Raw genomic sequence first — 13,164 nt, 5'->3', positions numbered from 1 at the left:
CGGTACGTGCCGGCTTCTCAGTCCTTGCCGACGATCCATCGGCTCCATCGGATGAAGACCGACGAACGCTTTACTTCGACTCGTGACATCGTCAATTGGTACGAGGGTGTCGCTGTCCTCGACTTCGCGAGCAGACGACGAAGCCCCAGCAGGTCGAGCGGCTTCGTCAGGAACGTGTATGCGCCAGCCTCTGCGGCTTCCATCATCGCCTTCTGGGACGGGTTCCCAGTCATTAGCATCACGGGAACCCACTGCCGCTCGGCGCGGAACAATCGCAAGAGCTCGATTCCGCTTACATCGGGCAACTCCAGGTCGACAAGCGCGACGCTGACGTCGTGCGTCAGGTAGAGCGTGAGGGCGGATTGCCCGTCTCCGCTGGTCAGGCAGCGGTACCCGTCCCTCTCGACGACCTGGCGCAGGAGCTCGAGCGTGACCTCATCGTCATCGACGATGAGGACCGTCGGAGGCAACGTCGGTGTCGAGGCTGAGTCCGCGCCAAATGATGCGTTCTGCATCGCCCAAGCCAATCCGCAGCACACGACATGCCGCATCGCGTACGAAGACAGTCGTCACGCGGCACTCCACGCAACTACCATGCCACCGAGGACCCGCGACGCGGCGCGACTCTCACCACAGCCCCGCATCGATGGCGTTGTCACCATGGCACACGCCGACGCGAACCCTAGCCTGCGTGACACACTGCGATGAACCCAGGGTACGGCGACACATGTCCATGCCGGTGCAACGAGACGACGCGCCAGCCGCAGCGTGTCAGACAGTCGCGCCAATCGTCCTCAGTCCGGTACGTTACGCTGGTACCTCTGGCGCACCCGCCATAGAGACCGGCGCGAAGCTTGATCCGCTCCTCGGCGCGCGTCCACGCCAGCTTCCATTTCGGCGTCGCCAGCGTATCTTTGACGATGAGACGGGATTGATCCGTCGACCGACAGCGGAGCGCGGCAAGCAGCCGCTCCTGATCGACCTGCGCCAGATAGAGGAGCACATCGACGCACAGCACGCCGTCGAGCGACGTCGCCACCCCCGTGGCGTTCTCGACGACCTCGACCCGGAACGACGGATTGCCGCGCGACGCGACGCTGGTTGCGATGGCGACACGTCCAGCCGAGGCGTCTATGCCTACGACCTGCCTGGTCGGAACCCGCGCCGCCCAGTGGGACGCGAACCCGTAGCCGCATCCGACGTCAAGCACGCTCGCATCGTCGGGCAGGGCATCAATGTGACGCAGAACGTCCGAGAGCGTTGCCGCGCGCGCGCCGACATGCGCCCGGACATGCCAAGGCTGGTGCGCGTAGAGCGCCATGACCGACTCGAGCTCGCCGCGCGACAGAGCGCCCAGGCGCTGTGAGCCGCAGCACAAAGCAGCGATACGGCACAGCACGTACGCCAGGCGAGTCATTGCCACCTCGCAGGGATCACCGGGCGAAAAGCCGGAGGTACCAGCCCAGGATCGGTTCCCCGGCGTGAAACGACACGATCCCGCCTACGGCGAGGAATGGTCCGAAGGGCATCTGGTTTCCCATCCGCGCGCGTCCCATGGCGATCAGAACGGTTCCCCACAATGCCCCTGCCAAGGACGCCAGGACGATTGCCAGCAGCGTGTGCGACGGCGAGGCGATGTAGAGTCCCATCATCCCCGCCAGTCTGACATCGCCCAACCCCATTGCCTCCCGGCGCGCCAATCTCGAGGCGACCCAGCGCACCAATCCCAGCAGTCCCAACCCGGTGAGCGCCGCCGATGCGACATGCCAAAGGCTGCCAGCGCCCTCGCTCAGCGCGCGCGCGAGCGCAACGAACGCGGCAAGGACGGCTCCTGAAGCCACGACGGCGGTGGGGAGTCTGCCGTGCTCCGAGTCCGTCGTTGCGAGGACGACAAGAACGGCGGCAAAAAGGGACCCGCTCAGGGCCCGCATGGACAGTCCGTGCAGCAAGAACGCCAGCGAGAACCCGAGCGCAGTCACAGCCTCGACCACCGGGTAGCGCCACGAGATGGGCCCATGGCAGTCCCGGCACTTGCCCCGCAGCAGAAAGAAGCTCAGCAGTGGGATGTTGTCGCGGAAGCGGATCGACGACTGGCAATGCGGGCAGTAGGAGCGTTGCGGGAACCAGGGCGTTTGCCCGATGGGGATCCGGTGGGCGACGACGTTCCCGAAGCTGCCGACGCACATCCCGACGACTCCGGCAGCGATCGCCGCCTCAGCGTGGACCATTGTCGTCCGCCCACCAATGCGGATCCGCTCGCACCGCCTGGGACAGCTCGGCGATGCCTCCCAGACGGAACTTCTCAGGCGCGCGCGCGGCGTCTGCGGCGATCCCAACGACCCCGCGAGCGACATCGATCCGATAGGAGCCGCCCCAGGGCGTCGGCGGTACGGCGTCACTTGCCAAGTAGGGCCCGCGCCAACCGGCGACGCCTGGATCGTCGATGAGTGCCTGGAGTTCTTCGCAGGTCTTGCCGGTGTGGTGCAGGTACTGCCTGGCGGCGTCGGACAGGAGTTCCAGATCGCTGATCGCCTGGGCGACGTGCCGCGACTCGAGCAACGGCGGCGCGACGACGACCGCCGCCCCAAGGGCAAGGACGGCGAGAACGAGGACGCGGAGCCAAACCAATCGCGGATTCTTCACTGGGCTGCCTTGACGGCGGTCCAGGCGTCTCCGTAGAGCGTCTGTAGTTCACCGAGGTCCTGCAGCGGTTCCAGCCGTCGAATGATATCTTCGGGCGGCGACATCACTGGGTTGTCGCGCAGCGTAGGCGGCAAATGCTCCTTCGACGCCGGAACGCAGTTCGCGTAGTGCGTGAAGGCGGTGACGCCGGCGATCACGTCCGGCTGGATGATGAAGTTGATGAACGCCTCGGCGAGCTCCTTCTTCGGCGCGCCTTTGGGGATGCACAGGTTGTCGATGAAGATCGTGCTCCCCTCTTCGGGGATCACGTACTTCCAGTGAGGGGCTTCCTCGGCGACGCGCAGCACATCGCCGCTCCACGCGTGCGTCAGCACTACCTGACCGGAGAGCATCAGCACGTCCGTTTCGGTTGTGTAGCTGCGCACCAGCGGCTTCTGTTGGATGAGGAGCTCCTGAGCCGCCGTGATCTCATTCGGTTCACGCGTGTTGACGGAGTAGCCCAGCCGCTTGAGGGCGAGGGCGAAGGACTCGCGCACGTCGTCGAGCATGTTGATGTTGCCGCCGTATTGCTTATCCCATAGGACGGCGGAGCTCACCGGCGGGGGCGTGACCTTGGTCGAGTCGTAACCGATCCCGGCGGTGCCCCAGAGGTAGGGAACCGAGTACCGGTTGCTGGGATCGAAGTACTGGTTCAGGAAGTTCGTATCGAGGGTTCGCAGGTTCGGGACGTTGCCCCGGTTCAGCGGCTCCAGGAGCCCGAGCTCGGCGAGTTGCTTCACGGCGTAGTCCGACGGCACCACCACATCGTACCCGCTCACGCCCGCCTGGAGCTTGGCGACGAGGTCCTCGTTGTTCTCGTACGTGTCGAGGACGACGTGAGCCTTGTGCTCCTTCTCGAACCGCTGGATCGCCTCGTCGGTGAAGTAGTCGGACCAGGCGAACACATGCAGTTCCGTCGAGGTCTGGTCTCCGCGCCGACAGCCCGAGGCGAGCGCCAACGCGACTAGTGCGAATGCGCCGAGCGTTCTGAATCTCATTCCGCCGCCTCCACTGGCTGGGTCGAGGACGGGAAGAGCCTGCCATGGCGGTACAGGATCGCGCGCAGCCGATCACTCGGCAGTTCGTGCGCTGTCGCGCCGCCGTAGCCGACCATCGTCTCCGCCGCGACGAGCGCGTTGACGATCGCTTCCTCCGTCGCCTCGATGGTTGCTGCGAAGAGCTCGTTGATGTGCGCGTCGACGAAGGAGACACCGGGATACGTCGGTTCGTCGGGCATGTGGGGCATCGGGTTCGCGGTGGAAAAGGCGATCACGAAGTCGCCGCTGCCGTGTCTACCGACGGTTCCGGTTCGGGCGATGCCCCATGACGCCCGCTTGGCGACGCGCTCCAGTTGACGGGCATCGAGGGGCGCGTCCGTCGCCACGACGACGATGAACGACTTCTCGGGATCCGGTCGAGTCGGCAGCAGGTCGGCGATCTCCTCGCCGACGGGGACGCCATCGACTCGAAGCTCTGACCTACGTCCGCCGTTCGCCTCGACCAGGGCACCCACCGTGTATCCGCCCTCAATGACGCGCGACGCCGTGCCGATGCCGCCCTTGAACCCGTAGCTCCTGAGCCCGGTACCAGCCCCGACCGACCCCTCCTCGGCGGGGCCCGACCGAGATGTCTCAATCGCGCGAACGGTGTCCTCGGCTGTGACCGCGCGAGCCTGGGAGTCGTTGAGCCCAGAATCGTCGCACTCCGCGACGACGGGCAGCACGACGTCGTCGCCTCTGCCCATCGACGGGTGCACACGAACCATCCATTCGACTACACCAGCCGCCGCCGCCGGGACGTTCAGGGTCGTGGTGAGCACGATGGGCACTTCGAGGCTGCCGGCTTCCCGGATCCAGTGGGAACCCATCACTTCGCCGTTGCTGTTCATGGCGAACACAGCAGCGGGAGCTTTCCGGTGCCAGATGTCATCGCGAGGCACGATCGCCGTAACGCCGGTGCGGACCGCGTTCTTGCCGCTACCTCGGACATGAGTGACGTGACCGACCCGTACGCCCAGGACGTCGGTGATCGCGTTCAGAGGACCCGGCGTTCGAGACCCGATGCGGATTCCCAGGTCGCGGGCCCGTTCGCGCCGTGCTGGAACGTCCGCAGGGAGTTTCGGCTTGCCTGCGCGCTCCCATGCGGTCGTCCAAAAACTCGCCACGTACTCAGCGGCTCTTGTCATTTGCGCGATGCAAAGCTCGTTGGAACGGCGCCACAGCCGGTCGAAGTAGACGTCGCTCTCCTCCAGGTCGCCCTCGATGCCAGCCGCCGCGTGGCGGTCGGCGTCCAGCAGAGCGAAGTGCTTGCCGTACGAGTCGAAGATGATCTCGAACGCCGTCTCCAACGGCTGTTCTACCGGTGCGACCTTCGACGGATCCGCGAGCACTGCCGCGCTGAGCTCCGGCAGATGCCGGTCAACCATGTTCCACTCCCACCGTCCGTGGACGCCTCGCTGCCCGGTCAACTGACCGTTGAAGTTCATCACGACGTGAAGCGGCATGTGCGCGTCTTCGATGTAGTGGCTGTAAGCTCCGAGAACGCCGACGACCTTCGCCGGGTCCCCCGACTTGATCGCGCGGACGGCATCCTCCATGTAGCGGTCGATGCGCCAGGGAAGCCGCCCGTACTGGTCGAGTGCCTCCTCGCCGAACTTCGCGGACGCCTCGGCGTACGACCTGGGAAGGTCCGAGAACGGGTACGGACCGAAGCCGCTGTAGTCGATATCCAGGAAGTGGTTGGAGTGCTCCAGTTTGTCCGTCTTGCGCCAGGAATCGGGATCGAGGGAGCGCTCGGCGAGCTCGTCGGAATGCGAGATGAAGAAGCCGCGGACCGGCTCCGGCATTGCGTCGCACGCCTTCCGCGTTATCAGCTTGTGCGCCTCATACCCCCATCCGAATGCCTGGGAGCCCCAGGCTGCCAACGCACAGAGCAGAAGGATTCGCGTTGCACCGTGGCGATTCATGCACTCTCTCTCCGTCGCGTGAAGTGGCGAGCTCCGGGAGAGCTGCTCCACGCCTGATGCTGCCTCATGTAGTCGGATCGCACCTGAAGGAAGAACGACCGCGTGCCTTCGTCGCGGTAGTCGGGGTACGTCCACGGAAGCGGTCGGTACTCGCCCTCCGCGAACGTGTAGGTGAGCTCGCCGTAGATTCCTCTGCCGATGGCAACACGATGGCTGACGCCCTTCGTCGTGGCGAGAACGACCTGCCCAGCGCCGAGATAGCCGATGTCGAGGTTGACGCGTCGGCGGCCGTCGGGCTGCGCCAGCGTTCGCTCGATGCGGTTCGTCGCGTGCTTGGCAGACGCGAGGAATCCCGCGTCCACAGGGCTGGCGAACGAAGCGTAGCAGCGGCGGATTCCCGGGCCCATCTCGGCATCGTAGTACGTCGAGTACGTGAAAGCCACCGGCTCCGAGGTATCTTGTCGCGGACCCAGCATCTCTTCGAGCGCAACCCACGCCTGCTCAAGGACCATCGGGTCGATGAAGAGAGCCCCGCAGATCGGCTTGACCAAAGGCTCGGACTGAACCTTGCCCACTACCGATCCCTCCCGGGCGCGCACGCTTCGTCCAGGGGGAAGACGGGTCGGCGAACGTGTTTGTACGGGAACGCGGAGAGATCGGCAGACGTCAACCCCGGTGTGTTCACCTCGATGACCCGGTCCGCAATCGGTTCCCATGCGGCTCGGAACGCCACGGCGGACTTCGCGACGAACGCACGCAGACGCGTCGGCTCAATACCGACGGCGCGAAGCTGCTCAAGGTTCCACGGCGGCAATCGACGCGTCGTCAGCAGGAGATCGATGCCACCGACCGTCACGCGAGTCGTCAATCCCTGACGCTCCGTGATTCCCTCGCGCATGGGCCCGACGTTCGTGAACTCGCCGTCGAAGAGCATGCGGACACGTCCCGTCACAGCGACCGGCGCGCCGTGCCAGCCGTCGGTCTTGCCGCCGACTCGCAGGCGGACTTCCGCGCCAACGCCCGCCTGCACGCACTCGCGCACCGACTTGCCGTCGCATAGGACGACGGCGGCACGTTCCGCTCGGACTCTCAGCAGTTCCGAGAGAAGCACCGTGCCGTCTGCCGGCGTACCGCCCCCCACGTTGTCCCCGACATCCACGAGGACGGACAAGCCGCTGTCGTGGCTGTAGGCGGTCCGCACGGCGTCGCGCGGGCTGAGGAGGTCAGGAACGAACTCGGCGCGTGACGTCCAAGCCATCATCGCGAGTTCGTCGGCGTAGTTCTGAGCGATTTCGTGGCTCTCACGAGAGACGACCGCGACAGACAAGCCTGCACTTGGCGAGTCGCCGTAGGCAAACCCGCCGAACACGTTCGCGACGAGCACGTCCGGCGCCGACTCGATCTCGCGGGCGCGCGCCATGATTGCCGCCATCGGGTTGCCCGACGTGCCTTGCCGCTGCGGGACCGGCATCATCGGCGGCTGCGTGAAGCCGGTCTGGGGTCTCAGCCCGGTCTCGACCAGTTCCGCAGTCAGTCGCAGCGCCTGGGCCCCGCGTTCGCGGTAATCGACATGCGGATAGGTTCGATACCCGACGAGCGCATCGAGCGCCGAGACGACCTCCGGCGACAGGTTGGCGTGGAAGTCGAGCGTCGAGACGATGGGGAGCGCCGCTCCGACACGCCCCCGGATCGCCGCCAACAGATCTGCTTGGGCGTCCGCGCGCGCCGTCGTGATGGCGGCTCCGTGCAACGAAAGCAGGAGCCCGTCCAGACCGGCGCTCGCAACGCGCTGCGCCAGATCGTTGCGAAAGCGGACGTAGAACTCGTCCACGATGGGACCGGAGGGCCATGCCCACGCTCCCGTCAGGGGAACCAGCTCGACGGGCTGAGACGTTGATCCCGACTCCTCGGCTGCGTCGATGACTCCGGCGATTTCGCTGTTCGTATCGCGCCATCTGTCGAGAAGGGCAGGTCCCGATGCGGAGGTGTCGCGAAAATCCACCTCTCGCGTCGAGGTCGACGAGAACGAGTTGGATTCGTGATAGAACTGCGCGACACCGATCCGCATCGAGCCTTCCTCAGCACGCCTTCGAGCTAGAACTCGTACGGGATCGTCTCCGCCTGATGGGTGCGCGACGACTTCTCGGCGAGCTCCATGACGGCGATGACGCGCCGCGCTTCCTCGGCGGTCACGATGAGCGGCGTTCCGTCGTTCACGTGGGCGACGAAGTTCTCGTAGAACGACGGTCCAGGTCGGCCGGAGTAGGCGACTTCCTGTTCCTTCTCCTGTCCGGGAACCTCGGAGTAGACCTTGAACTTGTTCCCGCCCGCGTCGATGATCGCGCCGTGCGAACCCAGCAGACGCCATCTCGGCTTGCCGATCTTGGCGATCTGCGACATCTGGATGTCGGCGCTGCATCCGCTGGCGAAGCGGATGATGGCGTGGACGTGATCCTCATTGCTGATGTCGTGCCACACGAGATCGTGGAAGAAGCCCGTCACGCTGACCATCTTCTCGGGAATGACGTTCAGCAGCCAGTCGAGGAAATGGGCTCCCCAGTCGTAGAACGCGCCGCCGCTGACACGCTTGACGCTGCGCCACCAGTTGGGATTCGGCTTGCCGTAGCCGCCGCCCCACATCTCGATATTGAAGACCTTACCGATGACGCCGCTGGCGACGAGTCCCTTCAGAGTCCAGAAGTCGGCGTCCCATCGTCGGTTGTGATGAACCGTCAATACCACGTTCTTCTGTTTCGCCGCCTCGATCAGCTCGGTGGCTTCAGCGATGGTGATCGTGAACGGCTTCTCGACGATGGCTCCCTTGCCAGCTTGGAGACACGCGAGCGTCGGTCCATGGTGCAGCGAGTGCGGCAGGACATTGACCGCGACATCGAACTCGCCCCACGAGATGAGGTCGGCAACGCTGTTGAACGTTTGCACATCCGGGAAGTCAGCCTTGGCGGCTTCAGTGCGAGCCTTGTCCACGTCAACGATCGCGACGGTCTGAATGCCCTCGGTTCGGTTCATGGCAACGGCGTGATGCTTGCCCATGTTGAAGGCTGCCCCGTAGCCGATGACTGCGCCGCGTATCGGTGTGCTTGCCACAGCGTCGCTCCTTGTCGTGGGGTCGAACGGATCGGGCCCGTGCCGATGCGCCAGAGCGTATCACACGGGTCGTACTCCGACAACGACCGAGCCGAGCCGCAGCGCAGGTTGCGGATGGGTCCGCGATGAGCGAAACTCGCGACAGTTGTCACGACCGACGGCATCACGGGAGCCGGAGATGAACGAACCTCGATGGGCGACGCGGAATGGGCGTCCGGGCGAGCTCGTCACAGACGTACTCGTGGTCGGCGGCGGAACCGGGGGGTGCGCCGCCGCGCTGGCAGCAGCGAGGTCCGGCCGGAACGTGGTTCTGACCGAGGAAACCGATTGGATCGGCGGCCAGCTCACGCAGCAAGCCGTTCCCCCCGACGAGCATCCGTGGATCGAGCAGTTCGGAGCGACTCGATCCTATCGCGCATTCCGCGACGGGGTGCGCGACTACTACCGGCGCACCTATCCGCTGACCGGCGAAGCGTCCCGTCGAGCCGACCTCAACCCCGGCAACGGCAACGTATCCCGGCTGTGTCACGAGCCTCGCGCCGCGCTCGCCGTGCTGAGCGACATGCTCGCGCCCCACCTGAACAGCGGCCGCCTGGCACTGCTCCTCGACACGCGCGCCGTGTCCGCCGACATGGAAGGCGATCGGGTACGCGCCGTGACCGTCATGCACACGCCAACGGGGCATCCGACGACGATCCGCGCCAGCTACGTGATCGATGCGACGGAGCTCGGCGACCTACTGCCGTTGACGGGCACGGAGTTCGTGACGGGAGCCGAGTCGCAGGCGGAGACCGGTGAGCCGCACGCCCCGAGTGAGGCTCAGCCGGACAATCACCAAGCCTTCACCTGCTGTTTCGCCATGGACTACCTGCCCGGCGAGGATCACACCATCGATCCCCCGGCGGAGTGGGCGTTCTGGCGCGACTACGTGCCGGCGATGACGCCGCCATGGACAGGACCCCTGCTCTCGTTGATTGGGTGCCATCCGATCACGCTGGAGCGGCGCGGCTACGCGTTCGATCCGGAGCGCGAGAGCTCCGGTGAGGCGTCCGGGCTGTGGCGTTACCGACGTATCCTGCACGCCGCCAACTTCGAGCGCGGTTCACTGCGGTCGGACGTCTGTCTCGTCAACTGGCCCATGAACGACTACTGGCTGGGGAACCTGGTCGGAGTCAGCGCAGAAGAGGCGGACCGGCACGTCGAGCGCGCCAAGCAGCTCAGCCTGTCGCTGCTCTACTGGCTGCAGACTGCGGCTCCGCGGTCCGACGGCGGCGAAGGATGGCGAGGTCTGCGACTCAGGCGGGATATCGTGGGCACGCCCGACGGACTGGCGAAGTATCCCTACATGCGCGAGTCACGCCGCATCCGGGCGGAGTTCACTGTCGTGGAGCAGCACGTCGGGACGGACGCGAGAGCTGCCCTGACCGGCAGGCCGCGCGAAGAGGTCTCGGCGGAGCCGTTCGCGGACTCCGTGGGCGTCGGCAGCTACCGGATCGATCTGCATCCGAGCTCCGGCGGCGATAACTACATCGACGTGAGCTCCTTGCCGTTTCAGATTCCGCTGGGCTCACTGGTTCCGGTCCGCGTCGAGAACCTGATTCCCGGCTGCAAGAACCTGGGCGTCACTCACATCACGAACGGCTGCTACCGGCTCCACCCCGTCGAGTGGAACATCGGCGAAGCTGCTGGCGCGCTGGCGGCGTACTGTATCGACCGGAACGCGTCACCACGCGCAACACGAGCATCCCAAGAGCTGCTTTCCAGCTTCCAGAGCCTGCTCCGCTCGCAGGGGATGGAGCTCGCCTGGCCCCGTATGGCTCCTCGCTAACCGCAACCGATTCGACCGCCGGGTAGCCGCGATCCGGCGCCACACACGTTAACAGCATGCTCATCGGCGCTTGTCATTTGTGTCCCATCATGTCATTGGGAACCCAGCCGCCAGGAGTTGTAAGCAGGCAATACCATGTCGGAACGTACCAACGGTCGCTGGGCTGCGACCGCAGTCCTTCTCTTGATCACGCTCGCTCGTACTGGCGTGGCAGCGGCAGGTCCGTCTGCCGCCGAGCTCGAAGAGCTTGCCGCTGTCGGCAGCGGCTTCGTCGTATGGGAGTCGAACCGTACCGGCTTGTGGCGCATCTGGATGCGCGACTTGGACGGCTCGCCGCCCAGGCAACTCAGCCCGGAAGAACCGGGACGAAACCACTTCTCGCCCATGATCTCGCCGGATGGCAAACGCCTCGTCTACATCAGCTATCCACGCGGCGACGCTGCCCACCTCGCGGCTCGGTCCGCGAAGGCTCCCCTCTACCTCGTTGACATGGCGACCGGCGAGCGGCGCGTCCTGGTCGAGAATGCGCGGAACTACGGCGGCGACCGATCCGCTGTGTGGCTGAGTGACGAGGCGCTCGCCTACATCGACGGGGACGGAGTGTCGCAGAGATTCGACGTCCGCTCGGGAACCTCAACGCCGCTGACGACGCAGGGGCACCCGGAGAACGGCTGGCTGATCAACGCGACGATGACGCGAGCGACGCGTGGGCATCCGGCGCAGTTCGCTCTCTACGACGCCAAGAGCCGGCAGATCACGGAGCAACCGGCATACGGCGGCTGCGAGGCGTACTTCTCGCACGACGGCGTGTGGGGCTACTGGATGGCGGGAGCCGGCGGACCCGTGAATCGCGTCCGACTGTCAACGAACGAGCCCTCGACGATCCTGGCGCTCGACGACGCGCGTCTTCCGCCGGAGCGCAACTACGTCTACTTTCCTCACTTTTCGTCAGATGGTCGGCTCTTCACATTCGCCGCATCGCCTGACCAGCACGACCACGACAACTCGGACTACGACGTGTTCGTCGCGCCGTCGGACCCCGCCACGTTGGAGATCGTCGGCAAGCCGGTTCGGATGACGTTCGACGCAGGTGTCGACCGGTACCCGAACGTGTTCGTCGCTCCGTTGGAGCTCGGCAGGCATCGCGGCGAAGTGCCCCTGACCATCACGTTCCCCACACCTCCGGGCGGACGTGTGGATTCGTGGGGCTACGGAGACGGTGCCACGGGCAAGTCCGCCCGGCACACGTACGCGACGCCGGGAACCTACGTCGTGAGGGCAGTCGTGGACGGAATCGAACGCCGAGGGAGAGTCGAAGCCCTCCCGGCAGAGCCTCCTCGCGTGCTGCGGAGCGTCCTTCGAGGGCGACGCGAGGTGGTCGTCGTGTTTGACGAACCGGTGACGCTGAACAAGCCTGGCCTCCGGTTCGACTCAGGGAGACGCGTGGAGTCCTGGTCGCTCGATGACTCCGGCACGCAGTTGACCATCCGAACTCGGGCTGACCTGGGCAAGGAAGATACGCTGGCGGTTGAAGGCGTGTTCGACCGGGCCCAGAAGCCCAACCGCATGAAGAAGCAGGCCGTGACCGTGCGCCGACCGACGTGGCCCGTTTCGAGGGATGGGCTGGTGTTCGCATGGAAGACGGCAGACGACCGCGACTCCGGCACGAACGTCGTGCTGCGCCCGCGGGGACGAGGGGTACTCACCGGCGCATCGGCGATGTGGCTCGCCAACGGCGCGTTCATCGCCCCGGACAGCGTGTCGGCGGCAATACTCGACCGCCTTCGCGCAACGAGCGCCCTGACGCTGGAGGCGACGATCATGCCCGCATCGGATCGGCAGTCGGGACCCGCGCGCATCGCCACCTTCTCGACCGATTCGGGAAGCCGCAACTTCACGCTCGGGCAGGACGGGGCTCGACTCGTCTTCCGATTGCGGACGCCGAAGACCGGGACGAACGGCGTCAGCCCTGAAGTCCAGCTCTTCGACGTACCGGCGTCGGAACCGACGCATGTGGTCGTGACCTACGTTCCGGGCAGGCTGATCGCCTACCGTAACGGCGAAACGATCATCGACACGAACGTCGTCCAAGGAGGCTTCGACAACTGGTCGACCCACCGCTTCCTGTTCGGCGACGAATGGAGCGGGGAGCGCGACTGGTCCGGCGCGCTGGAAGGCGTCGCGGTGTACGATCGGGCGCTGTCGCCGAACGAGGCCCTCGGTTCCTACGAAGCCTACAGGAACATCCTCTTCAGCCGCGCGCACCGGAGCTCCATCGACGTAGAGGCGGTGCTCATGGCGAGGTCAGACGTTCCGTCCGTGCAGGAGATCGCACCCTATCGCGAAGCGCTCGTAGCAGCGGAATACCGCGTTGTCGGTGCAGGCGAAGCGACTCCGGAGCGGATCCGTCTCGTGGAGTGGGGAATCCTCGACAGTAGCCCGCTGCGTCTGCCGTCTGGCGGCGATCCGCGTCGGCTGGTTCTGGAGCCGCTCGACGCCAACCCGCAGCTTTCCGGCGTGTACACGTCCGACACGCTGGAACCCGACCCGGACGTGCCCTACTACTACGTCGTCCCGTAGGGCG

11 protein-coding genes are annotated in these 13,164 nt (G+C 65.6%); 2 read left to right on the top strand and 9 right to left on the bottom strand.

The features are described from left to right. Window positions 1–17: 17 nt before the first annotated feature. The 9 genes from FJZ36_00630 to FJZ36_00590 form a co-directional block, all read right to left on the bottom strand. On the bottom strand, window positions 18–551 hold the full coding sequence (locus FJZ36_00630) for a response regulator (GenBank protein ID MBM3213413.1): 534 nt from the start codon (window positions 549–551) through the stop codon (window positions 18–20). A 131-nt stretch (window positions 552–682) separates the two neighbouring features. Continuing rightward, window positions 683–1,417, bottom strand: a complete 735-nt coding sequence (locus tag FJZ36_00625; GenBank protein ID MBM3213412.1) for a methyltransferase domain-containing protein — start codon at window positions 1,415–1,417, stop codon at window positions 683–685. A gap of 16 nt (window positions 1,418–1,433) precedes the next feature. Then, window positions 1,434–2,354 (bottom strand): prepilin peptidase, encoded by a 921-nt coding sequence (locus FJZ36_00620; GenBank protein MBM3213411.1) that lies wholly within the window; start codon window positions 2,352–2,354, stop codon window positions 1,434–1,436. Then, window positions 2,215–2,667, bottom strand: coding sequence for a hypothetical protein (locus FJZ36_00615; protein ID MBM3213410.1), 453 nt, complete (start codon window positions 2,665–2,667; stop codon window positions 2,215–2,217). Before FJZ36_00615 ends, FJZ36_00620 begins: the two co-directional genes overlap by 140 nt. After that, on the bottom strand, window positions 2,640–3,680 hold the full coding sequence (locus FJZ36_00610) for a spermidine/putrescine ABC transporter substrate-binding protein (protein ID MBM3213409.1): 1,041 nt from the start codon (window positions 3,678–3,680) through the stop codon (window positions 2,640–2,642). Before FJZ36_00610 ends, FJZ36_00615 begins: the two co-directional genes overlap by 28 nt. Then, complete coding sequence (locus tag FJZ36_00605) at window positions 3,677–5,647, bottom strand: hypothetical protein (GenBank protein ID MBM3213408.1); 1,971 nt, start codon at window positions 5,645–5,647, stop codon at window positions 3,677–3,679. The genes FJZ36_00610 and FJZ36_00605 overlap by 4 nt, the downstream gene beginning before the upstream one ends. Continuing rightward, window positions 5,644–6,363, bottom strand: a complete 720-nt coding sequence (locus FJZ36_00600; GenBank protein MBM3213407.1) for a DUF4416 family protein — start codon at window positions 6,361–6,363, stop codon at window positions 5,644–5,646. The genes FJZ36_00605 and FJZ36_00600 overlap by 4 nt, the downstream gene beginning before the upstream one ends. Further along, window positions 6,222–7,715: a M81 family metallopeptidase gene (locus tag FJZ36_00595; protein MBM3213406.1), complete on the bottom strand. Its 1,494-nt coding sequence runs from the start codon at window positions 7,713–7,715 to the stop codon at window positions 6,222–6,224. The genes FJZ36_00600 and FJZ36_00595 overlap by 142 nt, the downstream gene beginning before the upstream one ends. A gap of 26 nt (window positions 7,716–7,741) precedes the next feature. Further along, on the bottom strand, window positions 7,742–8,698 hold the full coding sequence (locus FJZ36_00590; protein ID MBM3213405.1) for a Gfo/Idh/MocA family oxidoreductase: 957 nt from the start codon (window positions 8,696–8,698) through the stop codon (window positions 7,742–7,744). 232 nt (window positions 8,699–8,930) lie between these two features. Here FJZ36_00590 and FJZ36_00585 point away from each other — a divergent pair, with 232 nt between their 5' ends. Then, window positions 8,931–10,580, top strand: coding sequence for an FAD-dependent oxidoreductase (locus FJZ36_00585; GenBank protein ID MBM3213404.1), 1,650 nt, complete (start codon window positions 8,931–8,933; stop codon window positions 10,578–10,580). Window positions 10,581–10,715: 135 nt separating this feature from the next. Beyond that, window positions 10,716–13,160, top strand: coding sequence for a hypothetical protein (locus FJZ36_00580; GenBank protein ID MBM3213403.1), 2,445 nt, complete (start codon window positions 10,716–10,718; stop codon window positions 13,158–13,160). Window positions 13,161–13,164 lie beyond the last annotated feature (4 nt).

Source organism: Candidatus Poribacteria bacterium, assembly GCA_016866785.1.
Lineage (GTDB): Bacteria > Poribacteria > WGA-4E.
Note: the sequence above shows the minus strand (reverse complement) of the source record. Positions and strands in the feature narration are given on the sequence as shown.

Coding starts and splice junctions, on each gene's coding strand:
- FJZ36_00605 (MBM3213408.1), bottom strand. CDS start 5,647: ATGAATCGCCACGGTGCAACGCGAATCCTTCTGCTCTGTGCGTTGGCA.
- FJZ36_00585 (MBM3213404.1), top strand. CDS start 8,931: ATGAACGAACCTCGATGGGCGACGCGGAATGGGCGTCCGGGCGAGCTC.
- FJZ36_00600 (MBM3213407.1), bottom strand. CDS start 6,363: ATGGGAACCGATTGCGGACCGGGTCATCGAGGTGAACACACCGGGGTT.
- FJZ36_00580 (MBM3213403.1), top strand. CDS start 10,716: ATGTCGGAACGTACCAACGGTCGCTGGGCTGCGACCGCAGTCCTTCTC.
- FJZ36_00610 (MBM3213409.1), bottom strand. CDS start 3,680: ATGAGATTCAGAACGCTCGGCGCATTCGCACTAGTCGCGTTGGCGCTC.
- FJZ36_00590 (MBM3213405.1), bottom strand. CDS start 8,698: ATGGGCAAGCATCACGCCGTTGCCATGAACCGAACCGAGGGCATTCAG.
- FJZ36_00595 (MBM3213406.1), bottom strand. CDS start 7,715: ATGCGGATCGGTGTCGCGCAGTTCTATCACGAATCCAACTCGTTCTCG.
- FJZ36_00625 (MBM3213412.1), bottom strand. CDS start 1,417: ATGACTCGCCTGGCGTACGTGCTGTGCCGTATCGCTGCTTTGTGCTGC.
- FJZ36_00620 (MBM3213411.1), bottom strand. CDS start 2,354: ATGTCGCTCGCGGGGTCGTTGGGATCGCCGCAGACGCCGCGCGCGCGC.
- FJZ36_00630 (MBM3213413.1), bottom strand. CDS start 551: ATGCGGCATGTCGTGTGCTGCGGATTGGCTTGGGCGATGCAGAACGCA.